Source organism: Pseudonocardia kujensis (assembly GCF_021283305.1).
Lineage (GTDB): Bacteria > Actinomycetota > Actinomycetes > Mycobacteriales > Pseudonocardiaceae > Pseudonocardia > Pseudonocardia kujensis.
In genome coordinates, this window is record NZ_JAJSOK010000064.1 from 1 (window position 1) to 23,434 (window position 23,434).

At 75.5% G+C, this 23,434-nt stretch carries 23 protein-coding genes; 15 read left to right on the plus strand and 8 right to left on the minus strand.

What is annotated here, in order from left to right:
* Positions 1-54: 54 nt before the first annotated feature.
* Positions 55-2,484, minus strand: coding sequence for a penicillin-binding protein (locus LWC35_RS30760; RefSeq protein WP_308194703.1), 2,430 nt, complete (start codon positions 2,482-2,484; stop codon positions 55-57).
* Between the two features lie 143 nt (positions 2,485-2,627).
* Between LWC35_RS30760 and LWC35_RS39725 the strand changes: the two genes are divergently transcribed.
* From LWC35_RS39725 to LWC35_RS30775, 3 genes are all read left to right on the plus strand, one after another.
* On the plus strand, positions 2,628-3,029 hold the full coding sequence (locus tag LWC35_RS39725) for a WhiB family transcriptional regulator (protein ID WP_269805105.1): 402 nt from the start codon (positions 2,628-2,630) through the stop codon (positions 3,027-3,029).
* 51 nt (positions 3,030-3,080) lie between these two features.
* Positions 3,081-3,770 carry a class I SAM-dependent methyltransferase gene (locus LWC35_RS30770; RefSeq protein ID WP_232873793.1) on the plus strand — a complete coding sequence of 230 codons (690 nt, stop codon included), beginning with the start codon at positions 3,081-3,083 and terminating at the stop codon, positions 3,768-3,770.
* Positions 3,771-3,850: 80 nt separating this feature from the next.
* Positions 3,851-4,168 (plus strand): DUF3618 domain-containing protein, encoded by a 318-nt coding sequence (locus tag LWC35_RS30775; RefSeq protein WP_232873794.1) that lies wholly within the window; start codon positions 3,851-3,853, stop codon positions 4,166-4,168.
* Positions 4,169-4,333: 165 nt separating this feature from the next.
* Here the strand turns inward: LWC35_RS30775 and bagB are convergent, their stop codons facing one another.
* Positions 4,334-5,509 (minus strand): ATPase BagB, encoded by a 1,176-nt coding sequence (bagB, locus tag LWC35_RS30780; RefSeq protein ID WP_232873795.1) that lies wholly within the window; start codon positions 5,507-5,509, stop codon positions 4,334-4,336.
* Positions 5,506-6,510 (minus strand): ATPase BagA, encoded by a 1,005-nt coding sequence (gene bagA / locus LWC35_RS30785; RefSeq protein WP_232873796.1) that lies wholly within the window; start codon positions 6,508-6,510, stop codon positions 5,506-5,508. Before bagA ends, bagB begins: the two co-directional genes overlap by 4 nt.
* A gap of 155 nt (positions 6,511-6,665) precedes the next feature.
* On the opposite strand from bagA, the gene sp36 reads away from it, so the two are divergent.
* From sp36 to LWC35_RS30805, 4 genes are read left to right on the plus strand one after another with little or no spacing between them, the layout of a single operon-like run.
* Positions 6,666-6,842, plus strand: coding sequence for a Sp36 family protein (gene sp36 / locus LWC35_RS30790; protein ID WP_232873797.1), 177 nt, complete (start codon positions 6,666-6,668; stop codon positions 6,840-6,842).
* On the plus strand, positions 6,839-7,297 hold the full coding sequence (locus tag LWC35_RS30795; RefSeq protein ID WP_232873798.1) for a RidA family protein: 459 nt from the start codon (positions 6,839-6,841) through the stop codon (positions 7,295-7,297). Before sp36 ends, LWC35_RS30795 begins: the two co-directional genes overlap by 4 nt.
* Positions 7,297-7,893 carry a hypothetical protein gene (locus LWC35_RS30800; protein ID WP_232873799.1) on the plus strand — a complete coding sequence of 199 codons (597 nt, stop codon included), beginning with the start codon at positions 7,297-7,299 and terminating at the stop codon, positions 7,891-7,893. Before LWC35_RS30795 ends, LWC35_RS30800 begins: the two co-directional genes overlap by 1 nt.
* Positions 7,894-7,912: 19 nt before the next feature.
* Positions 7,913-12,220 (plus strand): hypothetical protein, encoded by a 4,308-nt coding sequence (locus tag LWC35_RS30805; RefSeq protein WP_232873800.1) that lies wholly within the window; start codon positions 7,913-7,915, stop codon positions 12,218-12,220.
* 81 nt (positions 12,221-12,301) lie between these two features.
* On the opposite strand, the gene LWC35_RS30810 is transcribed toward LWC35_RS30805, so the two are convergent.
* A complete protein-coding gene (locus LWC35_RS30810; RefSeq protein WP_372463131.1) occupies positions 12,302-13,195 on the minus strand; it encodes a Gfo/Idh/MocA family protein in 894 nt (297 codons plus the stop codon).
* 242 nt (positions 13,196-13,437) lie between these two features.
* Here LWC35_RS30810 and LWC35_RS30815 point away from each other — a divergent pair, with 242 nt between their 5' ends.
* Positions 13,438-14,274 carry an NUDIX hydrolase gene (locus LWC35_RS30815; protein WP_232873801.1) on the plus strand — a complete coding sequence of 279 codons (837 nt, stop codon included), beginning with the start codon at positions 13,438-13,440 and terminating at the stop codon, positions 14,272-14,274.
* On the plus strand, positions 14,271-15,062 hold the full coding sequence (locus LWC35_RS30820) for an MBL fold metallo-hydrolase (RefSeq protein WP_232873802.1): 792 nt from the start codon (positions 14,271-14,273) through the stop codon (positions 15,060-15,062). The genes LWC35_RS30815 and LWC35_RS30820 overlap by 4 nt, the downstream gene beginning before the upstream one ends.
* On the opposite strand, the gene LWC35_RS30825 is transcribed toward LWC35_RS30820, so the two are convergent.
* The 3 genes from LWC35_RS30825 to LWC35_RS30835 all read right to left on the minus strand — a co-directional run bounded on the left by LWC35_RS30825 (position 15,051) and on the right by LWC35_RS30835 (position 17,454).
* Positions 15,051-16,265: an MFS transporter gene (locus LWC35_RS30825; protein ID WP_232873803.1), complete on the minus strand. Its 1,215-nt coding sequence runs from the start codon at positions 16,263-16,265 to the stop codon at positions 15,051-15,053. The genes LWC35_RS30820 and LWC35_RS30825 overlap by 12 nt on opposite strands.
* 79 nt (positions 16,266-16,344) lie before the next feature.
* Positions 16,345-17,019 (minus strand): Crp/Fnr family transcriptional regulator, encoded by a 675-nt coding sequence (locus tag LWC35_RS30830; RefSeq protein WP_232873804.1) that lies wholly within the window; start codon positions 17,017-17,019, stop codon positions 16,345-16,347.
* A 186-nt stretch (positions 17,020-17,205) separates the two neighbouring features.
* The gene (locus LWC35_RS30835) at positions 17,206-17,454 is read right to left on the minus strand and encodes a hypothetical protein (protein ID WP_037041896.1); all 249 of its coding nucleotides are present in this window, start codon (positions 17,452-17,454) and stop codon (positions 17,206-17,208) included.
* A 203-nt stretch (positions 17,455-17,657) separates the two neighbouring features.
* Between LWC35_RS30835 and nth the strand changes: the two genes are divergently transcribed.
* From nth to LWC35_RS30860, 5 genes are read left to right on the plus strand one after another with little or no spacing between them, the layout of a single operon-like run.
* Positions 17,658-18,407: an endonuclease III gene (gene nth / locus LWC35_RS30840; RefSeq protein ID WP_232873835.1), complete on the plus strand. Its 750-nt coding sequence runs from the start codon at positions 17,658-17,660 to the stop codon at positions 18,405-18,407.
* 7 nt (positions 18,408-18,414) lie between these two features.
* A complete protein-coding gene (locus LWC35_RS30845) occupies positions 18,415-19,068 on the plus strand; it encodes a TlpA family protein disulfide reductase (RefSeq protein WP_232873805.1) in 654 nt (217 codons plus the stop codon).
* Complete coding sequence (locus LWC35_RS30850) at positions 19,065-19,787, plus strand: NUDIX hydrolase (protein WP_232873806.1); 723 nt, start codon at positions 19,065-19,067, stop codon at positions 19,785-19,787. Before LWC35_RS30845 ends, LWC35_RS30850 begins: the two co-directional genes overlap by 4 nt.
* A 31-nt stretch (positions 19,788-19,818) precedes the next feature.
* Positions 19,819-21,015, plus strand: a complete 1,197-nt coding sequence (locus tag LWC35_RS30855) for a MarP family serine protease (protein WP_232873807.1) — start codon at positions 19,819-19,821, stop codon at positions 21,013-21,015.
* A complete protein-coding gene (locus LWC35_RS30860; RefSeq protein ID WP_232873808.1) occupies positions 21,012-21,431 on the plus strand; it encodes a PaaI family thioesterase in 420 nt (139 codons plus the stop codon). Before LWC35_RS30855 ends, LWC35_RS30860 begins: the two co-directional genes overlap by 4 nt.
* Here the strand turns inward: LWC35_RS30860 and LWC35_RS30865 are convergent.
* Entirely contained in the window at positions 21,415-22,695 is a 1,281-nt protein-coding gene (locus LWC35_RS30865) for an adenylosuccinate synthase (protein WP_232873809.1), read from the minus strand. The two genes, LWC35_RS30860 and LWC35_RS30865, sit on opposite strands and share 17 nt — an antisense overlap.
* Before the next feature lie 44 nt (positions 22,696-22,739).
* Between LWC35_RS30865 and LWC35_RS30870 the strand changes: the two genes are divergently transcribed.
* Positions 22,740-23,426, plus strand: a complete 687-nt coding sequence (locus LWC35_RS30870; protein ID WP_232873810.1) for a hypothetical protein — start codon at positions 22,740-22,742, stop codon at positions 23,424-23,426.
* The last annotated feature ends 8 nt before the right edge of the window (positions 23,427-23,434 follow it).

Here is a 23,434-nt window from a genome sequence, read left to right on the forward strand (position 1 = left end):
GTCGAGGTGCGAAGGCGCGTCGTGGTTCCCTCCTGCGCCATCGGGCGGCGCGCGCTACTGGCCGGGGCCGCCCTGCCCGCCCCCGTCGCCGGGCCGGTCGCCCCCCTGCGGCGGCTGGTCACCCTGTGGCGGCCGGCCCTCCTCGCTCGGTTGCTCGGGCTGGCCGGGGGCCTGCCCCTCGGGTGCGGCGGGCGGCGCCGGCACGGTCCCGCTGCTGACCTGCAACGTGATCTGCTCACCGGGCAGCGCCGTACCGCGCGGGCTCTGCCCGACGACCTGGCCCCGGGTGGCGAGGTTGTCGACGGTCCGGGTGGTGACCGTCCAGCCCGCCCGCTCGAGGACGGCGCGCGCGTCGTTCTGCCCGCGGCCGACGACGTCGGGCACCCGGCTCTCCGCGCCGCCGGTCAGGTACCGGTCGTCCGTCGGCGGCAGCGGCAGCACCGGCGTGCCGTCGACCATCGGCTTCACCGCGCCGAACCAGGTCTCCGCCGGCGTCTTGCCGCCGAAGATGTTGCCGCTGCGGCAGGCGTAGGGGGAGCCGGCGCCGTCGCACAGCGGCCGGGGCGCGCTCGAGTTGTCGAAGGTGATCACCGAGCCGGACAGGTTCGGCAGGATCCCGACGAACGCCGCCGACTTGTGCTGCTGGGTCGTCCCGGTCTTGCCGCCCATCGGCCGGTTCCAGCCGACCTGCCGGGCCGCGGCGGCGGACGTGCCCATCAGGTCGTCCTTGCTCAGGCCGGTGAACAGCGTGTTCGCCAGGGCGGGCTCGAGGACCTGCTCGCAGGGGGCCTCCGTGAGCGGGACCGGGTTGCCGGCCGCGTCGGTGATCGACTCGATCGGGGTGGGCGGGCACCACTTGCCCGAGCTGGCGATGGTGGCGCCGACGTTGGCGAGCTCGAGCACGCTCGTCGGCGTGACGCCCAGGGTGAACGACGCCAGCCGCTGCGCCTTGGTGACCTCGGCGATCGAGCGGTCCGTCCGGCGGCCGGTGCCCGGGTCGACGAACGGGGTCGTGGCCAGGGACTTCATGCCCATCCGGACCGCCATGTCGACGACGTCCGGGACGCCGGTGAACTCCTCGAGCTTGATGAACCCGGTGTTCGGCGAGGTGGCCAGGGCGTCCTGCAGCGTCATCCGCTCCGGGTAGTTGCCCGAGTTGGCGACGGGGATCGGCCGGCCGCCGCCGTCGAGGTAGATCGGCGACGCGTAGCCGCTCGGCGGGACCGACATCTGGTAGTTGATGCCGAGGCCCTTCTCCAACGCGGTGGCGGCGGTGAAGATCTTGTACACCGAGCCGGCGCCCAGGTTGACCGGCTCGTAGGGCAGGCCGTAGCTCGTCTCCATCGCGTCGGCGTTCAGGCCGAACGTCCGGCTGGAGCCCATCGCGAGGACCTTGTGCTTGTCCTGCCCCGGCTCGACCAGCGACATCACGTTGGCGACGTTGGGCTGGGCCGGCGGGACCTCGGCGTCGAGCGACGCCTTGACCTTGGCCAGCTTGTCCCGGTCCAGGGTGGTCCTGATCGTGTAGCCGCCGCGGGCGATCTGCTCGGCGGAGAAGCCCGCCTCGGCGAGGTACTGGGTGACGTACTTGCAGAAGAACCCGGCGTCGCCCGCGCCGATGCAGCCGTTGGGCCGCGTGTTCAGCGGGCTGACGATCCCGAGCGGCTCGGCCGCCGCGGAGCGGGCCTGCGACTCGTCGATCATCCCCTGGTCGCGCATCTGCCCGATGACGACGTTGCGCCGGTCGAGCGCGGCCTGCGGGTTCTGCACCGGGTCGGTCGCCGCGGTGCTGCGGACCATGCCCGCGAGCAGCGCGGACTGGGCCACCGTGAGGTTCTTGGCGCTGGTGTTGAAGTACGTGCGCGCGGCGCTCTCGATGCCGTAGGCCCCGTTGCCCCAGAACACGATGTTCAGGTAGCGGGTGAGGATCTCCTCCTTGCTGAGCTGGCGCTCCAGCTGCAGGGCGATCCGCGCCTCCTTGAGCTTGCGCGCCGGCGTCTGCTCGGTGGCCTTGAGCCGCTCCGCGTCGGTCTGCGCCTCGACGTAGAGCGTGTAGTTCTTCACGTACTGCTGGGTGAGCGTGGACGCGCCCTGCACGACGTCGCCCGACGCCGAGTTCGCGACCACCGCCCGGATGGTGCCCTGCCAGTCGACGCCCTGGTGCTCGTAGAAGCGCCGGTCCTCGATCGCGACGATCGCGGCCTTCATCGCGGGCGAGATCTTGTCCGCGGTGACCTGGGTGCGGTTCTGGTCGAAGACGTAGGCGATCGGCTGGCCCGCACTGTCGGTGAGCGTGGTGGCCAGCGGAAGGCCGCCCTCGACCAGGCTCGACGACGTGGAGTTGACGCTGTCCCCCGCGTCGTTGCTGACCAGCCCGACGCCCGCGACGAACGGGAAGGCCATCCCCGCGGTGACGACGCCGGCGAGCAGGCAGAGGCCCAGCAGCAGGCCGAGCGGCCGGGCCAGGTGACGGGGAGGAGCCACGGACGGGAAGGGTAGCCGGACCGGCGTCACCCTTCTGTCAGGTTGAGTAGTTCTGCGTGGTGTCGGGGGGAACCGGTCGCTCGCAGAATCCGTCCCAGTTGCCGTACGCGGGCCGCGCGGGCCCGCCCGGGGCGGAGGAGACGATGGTGGACGCAGCCGCGAGCAGGTGGAACTGGCGGATCGCCGCCCGTTGCCGCACCGCCGACGCCGAGGAGCTGTTCGTGCGGGGCGCCGAGCAGCGGCGGGCCCGGCAGTTCTGCGCGGCGTGCCCGGTCCGCACGGAGTGCCTCGCCCACGCGCTCGACGAGCGGGTGGAGTTCGGCGTGTGGGGCGGGACGACGGAGCGGGAGCGGCGCGCGCTGCTGCGCTCCCGGCCCGGGGTGCGGTCCTGGGCGGAGCTGTTGCGGGCGGCAAGGGCGGAGCACTACGCCGCGGGCACGCCCGCGGAGTCGGCGGAGTCGGCGGAGGAGGAGTCGGCGGCCGAGGAGTCGGCGGCGGCCATGGCGGAGCTGCTGCCGTCGCCCGACCAGCGGGCCGCCTGTTGATTTCGCGAAGTACCGTGGACGGGCCCGCACCACCCAGCCCGGAGGACGACCGTGATCTCGACCGGTGGGGTGGACTTCGTGGCGGCCCTGTACCGCCGCTACGCCGCCGACCTGCTCGCGGTCGTGGAGCAGCAGCGGGCGACGGCGGCCGACGGCCGGTGCCGTCCCGGCCTCGACGACCTCGAGGCCGAGATCACCTACCTCCTCCTGCGGCAGCTGCGGCCGGAGCACGTGGTGGAGATCGGCACCTCCGGCGGCCGGACCACGTCGTGGCTGCTCAGCGCGCTGCGGGACAACGGGAGCGGGCGCCTGGTGTCCTTCCACCGAGCCCGCCACCCGTCGGTCGTGCCGGACGAGCTGGCCGCGGACCGCTGGACCGTGCACACCGGCGACGTCCGGGCGCGGATCGACGCGCTGCCGGAGACCACCGACTACCTGCTGCTCGACGCCGCGCACACCGCCAGGTTCGGGCGCTGGTACGTGCGGACGGTCTTCCCGCGGCTGGCCTCGGGGACGCCGGTGGGGGTGCACGAGGTCTACCGGGGCCGGTCGACGTGGGCGCGGGGCGAGGGCGGCGTGGTGCTCGACTGGCTCGCCGAGCGGGACGTCCCGCACTTCACCGTGGCCCCGCGCCGGGCGCCGCAGATCGTCGCCGCGCTCACCGACCTGCGCCGCGAGCTGGGAGTCGGCGACGCCCGCACGGCCGGTGCGAACCCGATGATCTGGTTCGAGATGCCGTAGCACGCTCCTACGCCGATCGGGTGCGGCAGGTGTGGCCGCGCGCGAACCGGTCATTCCTCCGAGGACGGAAGGGGTGTGCCATGGCCGATCCGCAGGAGGACGACCGCCCGGTCGTCGACGGTACCCGGGCGACGCCGCAGGAGCTGCGCGCAGAGGTCGAGCGCCTGACCGAGGACCGCCGGCAGGAGGTCGACGAGCTGCGCGACGACATCGGCGCGACCGTGCACGAGCTGGCCGGACGCCTCGACGTGCCCTCGCGGGCCAAGGCGCGGCTCCGGGCCGTCCCGCCGGCCGCGTGGGCCGGCGCCGCGGGTGCGGCCGCCGGGGCCACGGGGCTCGTCGTGCTGCTCAGGTCCCGCCGCAACGCCTCGGCCCGCCGTCCGAAGCGCCGCCGCTAGGGGCGCCTGGTGGATCACCGTCGATGGGCTCGGTGATCCGGACGGCTCCTGGCAAGGCGGAGCCGGGTCCTCATACCGGGCGTGTTCGGGCCCGGCGACGACGCAGCCAGGGGTCGGCCGGGCGCCGAGACCGCGGCGGATGATCCATCAGGCGCCCCTGGAGCCTCAGCGGAGCTGGTGCACGGTGCCGGTGGAGGGCGGGGGCAGCTCGTCCTCCGCGGCCAGCCGCTCACCGACCTCGCGGAGGCCGTCGAGGTCGCTGATGTCGCCGGCGACCGCGGGCACCCGCACCACCGGCACGCTCGGGTGGGCCCCGGAGAAGCGGGCGAGCAGGCGCTCCTCGCGCTCGGCGAGGTCCACCCGGTCGGCGTGCAGCCGCAGGACCGCGCCGGCCAGCCGGGAGGACCCGGCGTTCTCCGCGGCCGTGCGGGCCCGGGCGGCCGACAGCGGCGCCAGCACCGGGTGCGTCCGGTTGAGGACGAGCCCGGCCAGCGGCATCTCCTCGCCCGCCAGCCGGTCGACGAAGTACGCGGCCTCGCGCAGCGCGTCGGGCTCCGGGGCGGCCACGACCAGGAAGGACGTCCCCGGCGAGCGCAGCAGCTCGTAGGTCTTCGTCGCCCGCTCGCGGAAGCCGCCGAACATGGTGTCGAAGGCCTGGACGAACGCCGACGCGTCGGCCAGCAGCTGCCCGCCGAGGATCGTCGACACGGCCTTCGCGAACAGCCCGAACCCGGCCCCGACGATCTTGCGCAGGCCCCGGCCGCCCGCCCGCGCCGGCGAGCTGAGCAGCCGGATCATGCGGCCGTCGAGGAAGGTCGACATGCGCTGCGGGGCGTCGAGGAAGTCCAGCGCCGACCGCGACGGCGGGGTGTCGACCACGATCAGGTCCCACTCGCCGCGGGCGCACAACTGGCCCAGCTTCTCCATCGCCATGTACTCCTGCGTGCCGGAGAACGAGCTGGAGATCGTCTGGTAGAAGGGGTTCGCGATGATCTTCTCGGCCCGGTCCGGGGTCGAGTGCGCATACACCATCTCGTCGAAGGTGCGGCGCATGTCCAGCATCATCGCCTGCAGCGAGCCGCCCTTCGCGGAGCCGTCGAGGCCCGGGACGGAGCCCGGCTCGTTGCTCAGCTCGTCCAGGCCGAGGGCCTGGGCCAGCCGCTTCGCCGGGTCGATCGTGAGCACCACGACGCTCCGGCCGCGCTCGGCCGCGCGCAGGGCCAGGGCGGCGGCCGTGGTCGTCTTGCCGACGCCGCCGGAACCGCAGCAGACGAGGATCCGGGTGTCCGGGTCGTCGATGAGGGCGTCGGCGTCGAGCACGGGCGGGGTGGCGGGGCTCACCGGCGCACCCCCTGCTCGCACAGGTGTTCGGCCAGCTCGTAGAGGGCGCCGAGATCGACGCCGCCGAGCAGCTGCGGCAGCTCCAGGCGCGCGACGTCCCCGCTCTCCCGGGTCAGCCGCTCCCCGGCGGCCGCCTCGGCGGCGACCCGGACGGCGTGCTCGACGGTCTCGGCCACCAGCCCGTCGATCACCTCCGGCGGCAGGTCGAGGCCGGCGGTGGCGAGCCCGCTGCGGACGCGTCCGGCGTCGACCCGGCCGTGCGCCGCGGAGGCCACCGAGCGGTCCGGGAGCCACTGCTCGCGCACCCGGTTGACGACGATCGAGCCGACCCGCAGGTCCGCCGCCTGCAGCTCGCGCACGGCGTCGAGCGTCTCGGTCACCGGCAGGTCCTCCAGGAGCGTGACCAGGTGGACCATCGTGCGGTCCGAGTGCAGCAGCTCGACCACGCCCTCGGCCTGGCTGTGGATCGGGCCGGTGCGGGCGAGCTCGGCCATCGCGCGGGTGACGTCGAGGAACGTCACCAGGCGGCCGGTGGGCGGGGCGTCGAGGACGACCGCGTCGTAGACCGGGGTGCCGTTCTCCCGGCGGGAGACCGTCTCCTTGACCTTGCCGGTGAGCAGCACGTCCCGCAGACCGGGCGCGAGCGTGGTGGCGAACTCGACCGCGCCCATCTTGCGCAGGGTCCGGCCGGCCACACCCAGCTTGTAGAACATCTCGAAGTACTCGAGCAGCGCTGCCTCGGCGTCGACGGCCAGGGCGCGGACCTCGCCGCCGCCCGGCGCGACGGCGATCCGGCGCTCCTCGTAGGGCAACGGGGCGGTGTCGAAGACCTGGGCGATGCCCTGCCGGCCCTCGACCTCCACGAGCAGGGTCCGGCGGCCGCGCGACGCGAGCGCCAGGGCCAGCGCCGCCGCGACCGTCGTCTTCCCCGTCCCGCCCTTGCCCGAGACCACGTGCAGTCGGGCCGCCCACGGATCGGCGGCCCCGGCGGATGACGTCACGCCACCAGCGTACGGAGCGGTGCGGCGAGCGGCCCGCCCAACCGGACCGGTCCCGGCGCCCGCTTCCCGCCGATCCGTCCGGGGACGCCCGCTCGTCGCACTGTGGGCCGTCCGACCCGCTACCGGGTGACGGCGCCGGGCTACAGTCCCGGCCCATGACCTCCCCGGCCGTCACCAGGTGGGAATACCTGAACGCCCCACTGCTGATCCACAACACCAAGGCGATCCTCGACAACTTCGGCCGGGACGGCTGGGAGCTGGTCTCGGTCGTCCCCGGTGCCACGCCGGAGAACCTGATCGCGTTCTTCAAGCGCCCGGTGCCGCAGTCGTGACCTCGCCCACGCAGCGGCTGGCCGAGCTCGGCCTCGAGCTGCCCACGGTGGCGGCCCCCGCCGGCTCGTACATCCCGGCCAAGGCGTCGGGCTCGCTCGTCTTCACCGCGGGGCAGGTGCCCTTCGTCGACGGCAAGCTGCCCCGGACCGGCAAGGTCGGCGCCGAGGTCACCGCCGAGGAGGCGAAGGACCTGGCCCGGATCTGCGCGCTGAACGCACTCGCCGCCGTCGACGCGCTCGTCGGGCTGGACAACGTCAAGGGCGTGGTCAAGGTCGTCGGTTTCGTGGCCTCCGCGCCCGGCTTCGGCGGCCAGCCCGGCGTGATCAACGGCGCGTCGGACCTGCTCGCCGAGGTGTTCGGCGACTCGGGCACGCACGCCCGTTCCGCCGTCGGCGTCGCCGAGCTGCCGATCGACGCGCCGGTGGAGGTCGAGCTGATCGTCGAGGTCGCGTAGTGGAGCCGGCAGCGGCGCACGAGCTGCTCGTCCGGTTGGCCGGACGGCTCCCCGACGACGTCCTCTGGCGGCTGCGGGACTGGCTCGCCGCCGGTGCCGCGGCGCCGGTCGGTGCGCTGCTGCCGCGCGCCCTGCTGCGCAACCGCGTCGGGATCACCGACGCCGAACGCACTCTGCTCGCCGCCACGGCGGGCGAGAACCGCCTGGTCGACGCCGTCCTCCCGCTGCACACGCCGGACGCTCCCCATCCGGCGTTCGCGGCGGGGCCCGAGCTGCCCGACCTCGCCGTGCTGGGCGCGCTGGCCGTCGTCGCCGGGCACCCCGGCACGCAGGAGCTGCGGCACGCGCGGCGCGGCCGGCACGGCGAGCAGCGGGTGCTCCTCGTCCTGGGCGCCGAGCGCGCCTGGGAGCTGACCGGCACCCTGCAACGGCTGCTGCGGGTGCACGGCGACCGGACGCCGTGCGTCGAGGTGCTCCCCGACGGGCTGGAGCCGCCCGCCTACCACCAGGCCGCCATCGTCGGGTCCCGCTCCGTGTGGGCGCGGCCCGGCACCGAGACCGAGTCCGCGACGCCGGCCGTCTCCGGCACGAGCTGACCGAAAGAAGGAGGGCCCGGTGACGGCCCCACCTGCCCCGAGCACGCACCACCTGCTGCTGGCGCTGGCCGGCCGCGTCGACGACGACCTGCTGGCCACCGCCCGCGAGCTCGTCGCGATCGGCGAGGAGCCGCAGGCGCTGGAGATCCTCGTCGCGACCCTGGTCGCCGATCGCACGGCGCTCCCCGCCCTGCTGCGGTCCGAGGTCGTCGAGCTGGCCCGCCGGCGCGCGATCGAGCTCGACGCCGACGGCCTGCTCGCCCCGGCCGCCGGCTCGCTCGACGGCACCCGGCACGTCTTCGGCGCCGGTCCGACCGGCGCCGACGAGCGGCTCGCGGGGCTGCTGACCTCGCCGCCGGGCTCGACGATGCGGGTCGCCTGGCGGATGACGCCCGCCGGCGCCGCGCCGGGGCCGGTGCCGCACCCGGTGGTGCTGGTGGAGCTGGCCGGGCCCGGGATCGCGCCCGAGGTCGTGTCGTACCGGCTCGGGGCGCACCTGCTGCGGTCCGGGCTGCCCGCGTCGGTGGAGGCGTACACGCCCGCCGACGCCCTCCCGGCCTACCAGCGGGCGGCACTGGAACGAGCGTGGGAGATCGGGGCTCGGGGCGGGCTTCCGACCGGTGCACAGGGTGGGGCTCACGGGCCGGCGGGCCCTGGCGCGTCGGGCTTCCCCGGGACGCCTGTCGGTGAGACCCCGGCGGCAGCTCCTGCTGCGGGTTCCGCCGCTCCCGGGGTCGGGGCGTCGGGGTCCGACGAGGCTGCTGCCGGGAGCGAAGCAGCGCGAGCCGTTTCTGCGGCGGGTTCCGGGGCGTCCGGGTTCGGCGAGCCCGGCGTCGGCACGGCTCCGGAGACGTCCGGCGGCGCGGTGGTGGCGACCTCCGGCGCCGCGGCCCGGGACATGGCGAGCACCGGGGCGTCGGGTGTTCCGCACGCCGCTCGCACGGGTGGACCGGCGGCCGATCGGGTCGAGGAGGCGCCGGGCCGTCCGAGCGCGCCCCGACCGACCCACGGCACGGTCGAGCCGGGCCCGCGACCCTCGCCGTCGCCCCGGCCCGCGCCCGCCGACCCGGGCACCCCGCCGCCGCTGCCTCGGCCGCTCCTCGGCCGGCCGCTGACGACGTCGCAGCCGCCGGCCGCGTTCCGGCCGTTGGGCCCGGGTCCCCAGGCACCCGAGGGCGTGCCGTCGGGCGCCTCCGGACCCGGCGGCACCGGTCCGCTCACGGACGGGCCCGGGCCGCGCCCGGTTCCGAGCCCCGGCCCCCGCCTCGGCCCCGTCGAGACGGGTGGTCCGGAGGACGAGCCCCGGACCAGCCCGTTCGGGCGCACCCACGCCCCCCGCTCCCGGCCCACGCTGAGCGTGGTGCCGCCTGCGCCGGGACACGAGCCGCCGAGCGGGCCGCGGCAGACGCCCGGCACGCGTCCGACCCCCGTCGTCCGCACCGAGGACTCGCTGCCGACCCCCGCCCGGCCGTGGGCCGTGTCCCGCGAGGAGGCCGAGGAGACGGACCCGCCCGTCCTGGCGTCGATGCGGGACCCGCTGAGCGGCCCGCTGCACGAGCCGCTGCTCGACGCCCAGCTCGACCGCGCCGAGACCGGTCCCGTGCCGGTCGTCGGCCTCACACCGCCGCAGGGCACGCCGGCCGTCGACGAGGCCGCCCGACCGGGCGAGGACGCCGGTCCCACCGTGGACGAGCCGTCGGCCCCGGCCGCCTCCGCCCCGGTGACGGGGCGGAGGCGCCGCCGCGCCGAGGAGCGGGAGCCCGCGCCGGAGTGGACGCGCGACTGGGCGTCCGGTGCCTGGGCGATGCCGACCACAGGTCGGCGCTGCGCCTCCGACCTCCCGGCGGCCGGCGCGGCCCGCGCGGGCGAGGACTCCGGTTCCGCACCGGAATCGCCGTCTGCCGCGCACGACGCCACCGATCCCACGCGTCGGCCAAGATCCGCCGACCTGCAGGGCCCGTCCGAGGACGCGGACCTGTCCGCCTCGGCAAGCGTGTCCGCGCCCGGCCCCGGCAGCGGCGACGACGCGATCGGGCCCACCGCGCAGCGGTCCGTTCCGGAGGCCGGGCCCTCCGAGGTCGAGCGGGACGCCGAGCGGCCCTCCGAGGCGTCGGCGATGCAGGACGGCGAGGTCCCGCAGGCGATCGGTCCCGTGCTGAACCCCGGGCTCGGTGAAGCGGGCCGTCCGCGTTCGGCGGCGGACTCGTCCCCGCCGCTCGAGGGCCGGCAGCCGCCGGCGCCCGAGACGCCGGGCGGCGCGCTCTTCGGCCCGGCGGACTCGGCCGGGGGGCGACGGCGCCGCCCGGAGCCCGACCTCACGACCGACGAGACGGACGCGCCCTCCGCCGCGGCGGACTCCGCCGGTGGACGACGGCGCCGCCCGGAGCCCGACCTCACGACCGACGAGACGGACGCGCCCTCCGCCGCGGCGGACTCCGCCGGTGGACGACGGCGCCCCCCCGAGCGCAGGAGCGAGACCCGGGCGCTGTTCGGCGGACCGGACCTCGGGGAGGGACCGGCGGCCTCGTCGGATCCGTTCGGCTCGCGCGACGCGCGTGCGGTCGGCGCGGGACCGTCGGATCCGGCCCGGTCGGACGCGGCCTCCGGCCCCCGGACGAACGGTTCGGCCGACCCGCTCGGCGGACCTCGGGGCTTCGACCTGCTCGGACGCGCGAACGGGATCGCCGACACGAGTCGACGCGACGCCGAGTCGACCGAGGGGCGGACGGACCTGCACCTCGACGAGCCGGCCAGGGGCGCGCCGCACGACGGCCCGACCGACAGCGCGGGGAACGCGGTGACCGACCGGCTGAGCGGCACCGCCCGGCCGGCCGGAACGCCGGACGGCCGGGAAGGGTTCACCGACGCCGCGACGGCCAAGCTCGGTGCGGTCCGGACCGAGGAGCAGCCGCTCGCCGGCCACCGGTCGCCGATCGACCCGTCCGATCCGCTCGGAGCAGGCGACGCCCACCGCGGTGAGGACGACCGCACCGGACACGACCGCCCGACCGCGGTGCCCGGCACCCACGACCGCCCGGGCTCGCGCTCCGAGTCCGGCGAGGGCGAGGCGGGGCTCGACCGCGACCTCCCCGGCTTCCCCGATGGCGATCCGCCCGGCTCGTCCCCGCGCGACCCCCTCACCGGCCCGTCCGGGGACGAGGGCATGCCCGGCGCGCCCCTCGAGGGTGGGCCCCGCCGCCCGAGCCCGGGCGGCGACGCCTCGCATCCGCGCCGCGACACGTTCGGCGCGCTCTTCGGGGGTTCGGCCCACCGTCCGGGTCCGGACGAGGCTGCCCCCGGTCCATACCCGGGAGCCGGCACTCGGGACCTGGAGCCGGACACTCCCGACCCGGCCACGGGCGACGACACCGTCGGATCGCAGCGGCGGAACGGTTCAGCCGGCTCGTTCCTGCGCACCGACGACCTCGGTTCACCGTCCGGCCCTTCTGCCGGCCCGGCCTCGGCGGAGAGCGTCGCCGGGCCGCAGTCGGCCGACGGTGCGCCCGGCTCCCCGACGATCGGCAGCACCGCCGACCCGTCCTCGGCCGGGGCCGCAGGCCCGCACTCGACGGGCAGCGTCTCCGGCTCGCCCGCAGGCGGCGCCCCTGGCTCGTCCGCGACCGACAGCACCACGGGCTCGCCCGCTGCCGGCGACCTCACAGGTCCGAGCGGGGAGACCCCTGCGGCGTCCCCGCGTGGCAGCGCGTCGGCCGGTAGGCCGGGCCCAGATCCGTCGAGCACCGAGTGCCCCGCCCACGCCCAGGCAGACGGCACGGGCGACGACGCCCCCACCGGCCGCCGGGCCGCCCGGGACGGGATGCCGACCATCCGGCCCGTCCCGGGGGGCCGCCGCCGCGCCCGGCACCGCCCGGACGACGCCGAACCCGACCCGTGGAACTTCGCGGCCGACGCCGGCGACGCCGCCCCGGAGCCGGCGCCGCGGCCCGAGGAAGACCCACAGGACCGTTCCGACGGCCTCCCGCCCCCGCGGCCGGTGCCGCGGACCATCCCGCGGATCCGCCGGACCTCCGACCAGCCGGTCAGCGGGCTCTTCGGTCCCGGCGAGGTGCCGCCCAGCCGTCCGGACGACCCGTTCGGCACCGGCCCCGGTCCTGCCCGCGGTCGCTCCGAGGACGAGCCGCTCGACGACGCCACGGCGAGCACCGAGCCGGCCGGGCCGGACACGGCAGCGGGGGCGTACTCGTCCCTCTCCAGCCGCGAGCAGGACCTGTTGCGCCTGCTCCAGCAGGAGCTGGCGGTGCGGGAGACCCCGCCCGAGCGGCGCAACGGCTCCGGCCCCCACGGCCCGCCGGACCTCGCCGGCTGACCACGCCCTGCGCGGACACCAGGGCGGTTCCGGAGCTCCGGAACCGTCCTCACGTCCCGCTCGGGCAGCGCGATCCGGCGGCTATCCCCGCGCCAGCTCCTCCGCCCGCGCCAGCACCCGTTGCACGTGCAGGCTCCGGGCGGCGGAGTGCGGCCCGTCGACCGACGCGGATGCCACGGCGTCGAGCAGCTCGTCGAGCAGACCGGCATAGGAGGCGGTGGCGTCGGCGGGCCGATCGGTGAGCACGTGCCGCCCGATCGAGCCGAAGGCCGTCACCTCCATCTCGGTGGGATCGACCGGGAGCGCGAGCGAGAGCGTCAGGGTGCTGCGGGCGCCGCCGACGTGCCGCAGCCCGACCCGCCACAGGTCCGGCTCGCCCGCGTGCGCGAACTCGACGTCGACGACCTCGCCGAGCGCGGCGTCGAGCAGGTCGACCATGTGCGGGCCGATGTCGAGCAGTGCGCCCCGCTCGGCCCGCCACGCCGACGCGGAGTACGGGCCGCCGAGCAGCGCCCCGGAGAGCCAGCGGGCGGTGGCCGTGGTGTCGGCGTCGGCCGGACCGGTCGGAAGGCCGGCGAGCCACGCGCGGACCGGGGGGTGGAAGCGCAGCGTGAACACGGTGGTCGAGCAGACCCCGGCCTCGGCGACGGCCGCCGCGGCGCGCTCGGCCGCGGGCAGGGTGTCGGCGAGCGGCTTGTCCAGGATCAGGTGCTTGCCGCGCGCCGCCGCAACCGGCACCAACGCCCCCTGTACGGCGGGCGGCACGGCGAACGCGACGGCGTCGACGGCCTCGAACAGCTCCTCGACCTCGGCGAACGCGGTACTGCCGTGGAGCGCCGCGATCTCCCGGGCCGGCTCGGGCCGCCGGGTCCAGACGCCCGCGAGCTCCACCCCGGGATGGGCGGCGAGGGCGGGGGCGTGCACGGAGCGGGCCCACGGCCCACCCCCGACGAGTCCGACGCGCAGCTGGTCCATGAGCCCCATCCTGCCCGGGCCGCACCCGCGCCACGGTTCCCTCACGCGACCGGACCGTCGCCCGAAGACGCCCCACCGCGTCATGGATCCCGCACGCGACCAGGCGGCCCTGCGCAGAGCACCGTGGATGCATGACGCAGCCGGCTCCTGGGCGCTCGGGATGCCCGCCCGCGTCACCGCGATCAAGGGGCGTGGCCATCTTCACGGCCGGTCCCCGGCGGGCGCCGGGTTAAGGTCCGAACGTGAGCGTCGCCGGTGACAACACGATCGAGAGCGCCGCGCAGCCGAAGCCGGCTGCGACGGTGCTGCTGCTGCGCGACGACCCGGCGCCCCCGCCGGGTCGTGCCCCGCTGCAGGTCTTCCTACAGCGGCGGGTGAAGCAGATGGCCTTCGCGGGCGGTATGACCGTGTTCCCGGGCGGCAGCGTCGATCCCACCGACGTGCCCGACGCCGAGCGCTGGGCGGGTCCCGACCCGACCGAGTGGGCCGAGCTGATCGGCGTGACGCCGGAGGTCGCGGGGCAGGCCGTGTCGGCGGCCGTGCGCGAGGTGTTCGAGGAGACCGGCGTGCTGCTCGCCGGCCCGCCCGGCGGCGAGCCCGGCTCGCTGACCGCGCAGGCACCGCTGTGGCGCAAGCAGCTCACCGAGCACACCATCTCGCTCGCGCAGCTCCTGGTCGACTCGGGCTACGTGCTGCGTTCGGACCTGCTGCGGAGCTGGGCGCACTGGGTGACCCCGCCGCAGGAGGGCCGCCGCTACGACACGATGTTCTTCGTGGCCGCCCTGCCCGCCGGCCAGGAGGCGGACGCGCACACCACGGAGGCCGTCGAGGCCACCTGGTGGTACCCGCAGGCCGCGCTGGAGGCCTTCGACGCCGGCGAGATGACGCTGATGCCGCCGACCCTGCTCTCGCTGCGCGACCTCGCGGCGTTCGACACCACGGCGCAGGCGCTCGCCGGGTGCGTCGGTCGGGACATGACCCCGGTGCACCCGAAGTTCCGCAAGGACGACGCCGGCATCCGGTACGTCGTCCTCCCGGACGGGTCCGAGCACCCGTTCGCGCCCGCGCGGCCGGCGTGAGCGCTCCCGCGTACGGCGTCCTCCGCGAGGTCACGCCGCTGGTCTCGGTGCTGCTGCAGAACAACCCGGGACCGATGACGCTGGAGGGCACCAACACCTGGGTGCTGCGGGCGCCCGGCGTGGAGGAGTGCGTGGTCGTCGACCCCGGCGAGGACGACGACGAGGAGCACCTCGAGCGGATCACCACGCAGGGGCCCGTGGCGCGGATCCTGCTGACCCACCGGCACCACGACCACTGCGGCGCCGCCCGCCGGCTCGCGGAGCTGACGAAGGCGCCGGTGCAGGCCCTGGACCCGAGCCTCGTGCTGGGCTCCGAGGCCCTGGCCGACGGCGACGTGGTGGCCGCCGCCGGCCTGGAGCTCCGCGTGGTCGCCACGCCGGGGCACACGTCGGACTCGACGTCGTTCCTGGTGGAGGGCCCGGGCGACGGCCCGCCGCCGCTGCTGGCCGGCGACATGATCCTCGGGCACGGCACCACGGTGATCGCCCACCCGGACGGCGCGCTCGCCCCGTACCTCTCCTCGCTGGACTGGTACGCCGACCTGCCCCCGGGCACCACCGTGCTGACCGGCCACGGCCCCGAGCTGCCCGACGCCGCAGCCGTCGCGAGGTCCTACCGCGAGCACCGCCACCAGCGGCTCGACCAGGTCCGCGAGGCCCTGCGCACGCTGCCCGGCGACGCGACGCCCCGCCAGGTGGTCGAGGTCGTGTACGCCGACGTCGACCAGCGGCTGTGGGACGCCGCGGAGCTCTCGGTCAAGGCGCAGCTGGACCACCTACGCGGCTGAGGGCGTGCCCTCGATCGTCCGGCGCCGGGCCCACAGCACGGCGCCGACGAGCAGGCCGGCCGCGCCGCCGGCGAGGAAGGCCCCGGAGGCCCCGGCCGCCTCGACCACCACGCCGGCCAGGGACTGGCCGACCGCGGCACCCACGGTGATCGCGGTGACCACCCAGCCGAAGGCCTCGGTGGCCGCGCCGCGCGGCGCCACCACCTCCACGGTCAGCGAGTGCCCCGTGGTCTGCGGCGTGATCAGGCCGCCCGCGGCCAGCATGGCGATCACCAGCAGCACGAGCGAGCCGGCCGTCCCGGCGAGCCACATCGCCAGCACGAGCACCCCGAATCCGGCGACCAGCACCGGCATCCGCAGGTGCAGCGCGCGGGGCCACGGCCGCATCCCGTAGAGCACGCCGACCAGCACGGACGTGACCGACCAGGCGGAGAGCAGCGCGCCGCCCAGCCACGGCTCGCCCAGACCCGTGGCGACGGCCGGCACCCCGACCTCCACGGCGCCGACGACGAGCCCGAAGCCCAGCCCGGCCAGGGCCGTCGTCCGCATGCCGGGGCTCGCGATCGCGCCCCACGGCGACGACCCCGTCGACGGGAGCGGGGCACTGCCGCGCACGGGCCCGCTCAACGCGAAGCCCACCGCGCCGGCGACGGTCGCGAGCACGGCGACCGCGGTGCCCGTCCCCGGCCACGGAGTGGAGGCCAGCAGCGCGGCGACGCCGGGGCCGAGGACGAAGAAGACCTCGAGGCTGATCGCCTCGTAGCCGTACGCCGCCTCGCGGCGCGGCCCGGCCGGCACCAGCCGCTCCCACAACGCCCGGGACGCACCGGGCATGGCCGGCATGACGAGCCCGGTGCACAGCGCGATCGCGACGACGACCGGCAGCGGGGCCCGCGCCTGGACCGCCGCGACGAGCCCGCCCGCACCCAGCGCGAACAGGGCGGCGGCCGCCAGCAGCACCCTCGACGGCCCGCGCCGGTCCATCAACCGGCCCTGCAGGACCGAACCGAGCGCGACGCCGACCAGTGATCCCGCCGAGACGGCGCCGGCCACCGCGAACGACCCCGACTCGCGCTGCACGTAGAGCAGGGTGGCGAAGCTGAACATGGCGACCGGGAACCGTCCCACCGCGGAGGTGAGGACGGGCACGGCCGCACCGGGGGCGGTGACGGCAGCGCGGTAGTCGGCGAGCGAGACGGACACGCCGTCGAGGATCGCACGATCTGGTACGGCCGTACCAGTTATTTGCCGCACGCCACCGCGGGGGTGGCGCGGGTAGGTTCTAGCGGGCCCGGCGCGCGAGCCGCTCGGGCTCCAGGATCAGCACGCTCTTGCCCTCGAGGCGCAGCCAGCCACGGTGCGCGAAGTCCGCCAGCGCCTTGTTGACCGTCTCGCGGGAGGCGCCCACGAGCTGGGCGATCTCCTCCTGGGTCAGGTCGTGCGTGACGCGCAGCAGGCCGGACTCCTGCGACCCGAACTGGCGGGCCAGCTGCAGCAGCGACTTGGCGACGCGGCCGGGCACGTCCGTGAAGATCAGGTCGGCCAGCATGTTGTTGGTGCGGCGCAGCCGGCGGGCCAGCACGCGCAGCAGCTGCTCGGCGATCTCCGGGCGCTTGCCGATCCACTCGCGCAGCGCGGCGCGGTCCATCGTGTAGGCGCGGACCTCGGTCACCGACGTGGCGGAGGAGGTGCGGGGACCCGGGTCGAAGATCGACAGCTCGCCGAACATGTCCGACGGGCCCGCGACCATCAGCAGGTTCTCGCGGCCGTCCGGGGACTTCCGGCCGATCTTCACCTTGCCGCTGGCGATGATGTAGAGCCGGTCACCCGGCTCGCCCTCACTGAAGATGACGTGCCCGCGCGGGAACTCCACGGGCTCCAGGGTCTGGGCCAGCACCTCGGCGGCGTGCGGCTCCACACCCTGGAAGATCCCTGCCCGGATCAGAACATCGTCCACAACACCTGCTCCTCGTCCACCTCCACCGCAGCCACGCGGTGGATCATCGGCGCGCCAGTCTAGGGGGTCGCTCCGCACAATGTGACGAGACGACGTGTGAACACCATGCCCGGATTGGGGTACCCCGGCACCGCGGACCGACCCGTTCGGCCCCCCTTCCCGGTCGACCCTCACGGGCCGAACGGGCTACGAGGAGACTTTACTCCGGCGTGTCCCGCGCCTCCCGCCCCGGTTGCGCAGGCGGAAGAGCTCCAGTGCACGGACGGTGCCCTGACGGAACAACGCGCGCACCTCGTCGGGGCGGGGACGCTCGAGCAGCTCGTCGAGCTCGTCCTGCCGCACGGTGGACTCCCGCATCCGGGACTCGACGCGCTCCATGCCGAGCGCGAAGAACATCACCAGGAGCGGCACGAGGACGGCTAACCAGGCAGTCATGTCGCGGTCGATGATGGCGCACCCCCGTCGCCCCGGCCGCACCGGGGCCCCCGCGTGTCGCGATCGATGCGCGATCGAGACCCGCCACCTGCGGCGACGGTCCCGTCACGCTGCGTACCGCGCCCGGGGTTGTCGGTGGGCGGACGTAGTCTCGCCCTGTGACCACCACACTCCGGCGTCCCACCAGCCGCGAGGTCGCCAAGCTGTCCGCGCGGATCGCCGCCGGGGAGAGCGGGATCGGCCGCGCCCGGCGGGTCGGGCGCATCCTGCGGGCGCTCGCCGTGGCGTATCCCGACGCGCACTGCGAGCTGGACTTCACGAACCCGCTCGAGCTCGCCGTCGCCACGATCCTGTCCGCGCAGTCGACCGACAAGAAGGTCAACGAGATCAGCCCGGCGCTCTTCGCGCGCTACCGCACCGCGGCGGACTACGCCGGCGCCGACCGCACCGAACTGGAGGAGTACGTCCGGCAGACGGGCTTCTACCGCAACAAGGCGAACGCGCTGATGGGGTTGGGCGCCGCCCTGGTCGAGCGGTTCGACGGCGAGGTGCCGGGCAACCTGGACGATCTCGTCACCCTGCCGGGAATCGGGCGGAAGACGGCGAACGTCATCCTGGGCAACGCGTTCGGCATCCCCGGCATCACCGTCGACACCCACTTCGGCCGGCTCGTCCGCCGCTGGGGCTGGACCACCGAGGAGGACCCGGTCAAGGTCGAGCACGAGGTCGGCGCCCTGGTCCCGAAGAAGGACTGGACCATGGCGTCGCACTACGTGATCTTCCACGGGCGGCGGGTCTGCCACGCCAAGAAGCCGGCCTGCGGAGCGTGCACCCTGGCGATGGATTGCCCGTCGTTCGGCCTCGGACCCACCGACCCGGTCGCCGCGGCCAAGCTGGTCAAGGGCCCGGAGGCGCCGCACCTGCTGCAGCTGGCGGGGCTGGGCGGGGAATGAGCCCGCGATGAGCACCGGTCGGCGGGCCGTCCTGCGGCGGCACCGGTCGGAGCTGGTCAGCACGGTGCTCGTGCTCGTGCTGGTGGTGATCGGGGTGGTCGCGCTCTGGCCACGCGACCGGGCGCCGTCCGGCGGCGCGAGCGGCGCCGCCGCGACCACGACCGCCGCGCCCGACCCGGCCCGGCTCACCGATCTCCGGGCGCGCGCCGACCTGCCGCCCTGCCCGTCGGGCACCGGCGGGTCGGGGCCGCTCGCCGGGGTCCTCGCGCCCTGCCTGGCCGACGGCACCCCGGTCGACGTCGGCGGCGCGCTCGCCGGCCGTCCGGCGCTGGTCAACGTGTGGGCCTCGTGGTGCGCACCGTGCCGCGAGGAGCTGCCCGCGATCGCCGAGTACGCCGCGCGGCCGGGCGCCGCGCCGGTGCTGCTCGTCGACGTCCAGGACACGGACGAGGCCGCGCTCGCGCTGCTCGCCGAGATCGGCGTCCGGCTCCCGTCGGTCACCGATCCGGACGGCGCGCTGCGGTCCGCGCTGGCCGTGCCGCCGGCCATCCCGGCCAGCTACGTCGTGCGCGCGGACGGGTCGGTCGCCCGGGTCTATCCCCCGGTGCCCTTCGGGTCGGCCGACGAGGTCGCCGCCGCGGTCGGCAAGCTGTCCCCATGACCGACGTGCACCCGGAGGCGGCGCCCGCCTTCCTGGAGCCCCTGCTGGGCTCGCTCGGCAGCGTCGAGGCCTACGACCTCGCCCCGCACCGCGTCCCGCCACCCGCCGGCGGACCGCGCGCCGCCGTGCTGATGCTCTTCGGGGAGGGTCCGGCGGGGCCTGACGTGTTGCTCGTCGAGCGTGCCTCCACGCTGCGCAACCACGCCGGTCAGGTGGCCTTCCCGGGCGGCCGGATCGACCCCGGCGACGCCGGCCCGCTCGGGGCCGCGCTGCGCGAGGCCGAGGAGGAGACGGGGCTGGACCCCGCGGGCGTCGTCCCGCTGGCGCTGCTGCCCGAGCTGTTCATCCCGCCCTCGGGCTTCGTGGTGACCCCGGTGCTGGCGCACTGGGCCGAGCCCAGCGCGGTGCGCGCCGTGGACCCGGCCGAGACCGCGGCCGTCGTGCGGGTGCCGGTGGCCGACCTGGTCGACCCGGCGAACCGCATCACCACGCTCCACCCGAGCGGGCACCGCGGCCCGGCCTTCCTGGTGGCGGGGGTGCTCGTGTGGGGCTTCACCGGGGGCCTATTGTCCGGCCTGTTGGATCGCGCGGGATGGGCGCATCCCTGGGACGAGTCCCGGGTCCTGGACCTGGGCGCGGCGTGGTCGGCAGCTCGCTCGGCACGCGGTGGCGACCGCAACGGACGCCGACACGGCGGGCAGGAGGCTGCGGGCACGTGAGGACGGCCGATCGGACCCACGAGGACGTTCGATGAGCTGGGTGGACGTCGCGGTCGTCGTCCTCGCCCTGATCGCGGCGGTGTCCGGGTGGCGGCACGGGATGGCGGTCGCGCTGCTGTCCTTCGTCGGCGTGCTCGGCGGCGCGATCATCGGTGTACGGGTCGCCCCGCTGCTGGTCGCGGACATCCAGGCGCAGACCACGCGCATCATCGTGAGCATCGTGGTGGTGGTGCTGCTGGTCGCGCTCGGCGAGACCCTCGGCGTGTACCTGGGCCGCAAGATCCGCGACCGGATCCGTGGTGAGCGCTTCCTCGCCGTCGACTCCACGCTGGGGGCGATCGTCCAGGGCGTCACGGTCGTGCTCGCCGCGTGGCTGGTGGCGCTGCCGCTGGCCTCGGCGAGCTTTCCGGGCCTGGCCTCCAGCGTGCGCCAGTCCGAGGTGCTCAAGGGCGTCGACTCGGTGATGCCGGACCAGGCCCGCTCGCTGCCCGCCGAGCTGCGCACGCTGCTGGACCGCTCCGGCTTCCCGGACGTGCTGAGCCCCTTCCAGGCCACGCCGATCCAGCAGGTCGGCCCACCGGACCCGGCGCTGCTGAACCTGCCGATCGTGTCCGAGGTGCGCGGCAGCGTGCTCAAGGTGCACGGCCGCGCACCGTCCTGCCAGCGGCAGCTGGAGGGCACCGGGTTCGTGGTCGCCCCGCATCGGGTCATGACGAACGCGCACGTCGTCGCCGGGACCACGGACACCACGGTCGAGGTCACGACGTCGTCGAACCGCATCCGTCAGCTCGACGCGCGGGTGGTCAGCTACGACCCGGAGGTCGACGTCGCGGTGCTGGCCGTGCCGGACCTCGACGCGGACCCGCTGAACTTCGCGCCGGCCGCGGCCACCCCGGGGGACGACGCGATCATCCTCGGCTACCCGCTCGACGGCCCGTACACCATCTCGGCCGGCAAGGTGCGCGACCGCATCCAGCTGCGCGGCCCGGACATCTACGACGCCAACACCGTGACCCGGGACGTCTACACGGTCCGGGCCAAGGTCCAGTCCGGGAACTCCGGCGGCCCGATGATCGCGCCGAACGGCGAGGTGCTGGGCGTGGTGTTCGGCGCGGCGCTCGACGACTCGGAGACCGGCTTCGTGCTCACGGCGCAGCAGGTGGCGAAGGCCCTCGGCACCGCTCCGGGGCTCACCCGCTCGGTCGACACCGGCTCGTGCGCCGCATGACCGCGGCGAACGGGGTGCCCGAGGGCTTCGAACTCCTGCCGACCTCGGCGTTCCTCGAGCACCTCGGCGGGCTCTACCACCGCCCGGACGCGCCCAGGCACGTCTTCGGCATGCGGGTCGGTCCGGAGCACGCGAACGTCCGCGGCCGGGCGCACGGCGGGTTCCTGGCCACGGCGGTCGACGTGGCCGCCTCCCGCGGCGCCCGCGCCGCGATGGCCGACGGGTCCGGCGTCAGCACCATGACGATGACGCTGGACTACCTGGCGCCCGTCGACGTCGGCGACTGGATCGAGCTGGTCACGACGGTCGACCGGATCGGCGGCCGGACGGTGTTCACCACGTGCCGGGTCACCGCGGGCGACCGGCTGGTCGCCCGCGGCTCGGTGATCCTGGCGCGGGTCAGACCTCGCGCGTGATCGTCTGGTCCCGGCCCGGCCCGACGCCGATGGCGGAGACCGGCGCGCCGGTCAACTCCTCGATGCGGTGGACGTAGTCGCGCGCGGCGGCCGGCAGGTCGTCGAACTCCCGGACGCCCGAGATGTCCTCGAACCAGCCGGGCAGCTCCTCGTACACCGGCACGGCGTGGTGGATGTCCGTCTGGGTCATCGGCATGTCGTCGACGCGCTTGCCGTCGACCTCGTAGGCCACGCAGATCGGCACCCGCTCGAGCGTGGACAGCACGTCGAGCTTGGTGAGGAAGAAGTCCGTGATGCCGTTGACGCGCTGGGCGTAGCGGCCGATCACCGCGTCGAACCAGCCGCAACGCCGCGGGCGCCCCGTGGTCACGCCGACCTCGCCGCCGGCCTTGCGCAGGAACTCGCCCGAGGCGTCGAGCAGCTCGGTGGGGAAGGGGCCGGACCCGACGCGCGTGGTGTACGCCTTGAGGATCCCGATGACCCGGTCGATCCTGTTCGGCCCGATGCCCGACCCGACCGCGGCGCCGCCCGCGGTGGGGTTCGAGCTGGTCACGAAGGGGTAGGTGCCGTGGTCGACGTCGAGCAGCGTGCCCTGCGAGCCCTCCAGCAGGATCGTCTCGCCCGCCTCGAGGGCCTGGTTGAGCAGCAGCCGGGTGTCCGCGATGCGGTGCTTGAAGCCCTCGGCCTGCGCGAGCACGGTGTCGACGACCTCGGCCGGGTCGAGCGCCCGCCGGTTGTAGACCTTGACCAGCACCTGGTTCTTGAAGTCGAGGGCCGCCTCGACCTTCTGGTGCAGGATCTTCTCGTCGAGCACGTCCGCCACCCGGACGCCGACGCGGGCCACCTTGTCCTGGTACGCGGGGCCGATGCCGCGGCCCGTGGTGCCGATCTTGGCCTTGCCCAGGAAGCGCTCGGTCACCTTGTCGATGGCCACGTGGTACGGCATGATCAAGTGCGCGTCCGCGCTGATCATCAGGCCCGTGGTGTCGACGCCCCGGTTCTCCAGGCCCTTGAGCTCGTCGAGCAGCACACCCGGGTCCACGACCACGCCGTTGCCGATCACGTTCTTCGCCCCGGGCGTGAGGATGCCCGAGGGGATGAGGTGCAGGGCGAAGTCCTGCCCGTCGGGCAGCACGACCGTGTGGCCGGCGTTGTTGCCGCCCTGGTAGCGCACCACCCACTGCACGGACCCGCCGAGCAGGTCGGTGGCCTTGCCCTTGCCCTCGTCGCCCCACTGGGCACCGATCAGCACGATCGCCGGCATGTGAAACTCCAGTCCTGGCTTGCGGCGGGAGGGTAACCGATCAGGTGGCTTCGATCGATCAGGAACTGGTGCTGCTGACCTGTGGCGACAGGCCGGTGCGCCGTTTCCCGTTCCACGGTAGCCGCCCGGCGGCACGGCTCGGACGGGTGCCCGGTGTGCTGGCCCACGTCCCGGCGGTCGCGCTGCCGGCGCGGCCCGGCAAGGACGACGTGGATCCGGTGCTGAAGGAGCGGGAACCGCGGCGGCTGATCGTCCACGGCGACGACGCCGACCTCGCGTCCGTGCTGGTCAGACTCCTGCGCCGGGACCTGCTCCACGTCGAGGTGGCGTTCGTGCCCGCCGTGCGGCGCTCGGCCGCGGCGCTCGCCTGGGAGCTGCCGCGGGACGCGGCGGCCCTCGCCCTGGACGGGCCGGCCCGGCCCACGCCCCTCATCCGCGACGACGCCGGCGGGGTGCTCGTCGGCCGCGGCGTGCTGCGGGACGTGGAGGGCGAGGCCTACTGCGACAACGCGCTGGTGCTGCGCGGGCGGGTGCGCCGGCTCGTCGCGGTGCCGGGGCCCGGCGGCGTGTCGGCGCTGCCCGGCAGGGGGGTGCGGGCGGCCACCGGCCGGGCCCTGCAGATCGGGTCCACGGGCGCCCGCGTCGAGGTCGAGGGCGTGCCGCACCCGCGGCCCGCCCCGCGCTGGACCTGGTACCGGCACACGGCGGACTGGCTGCTCGTCCGGCCCTGACCTGCGCC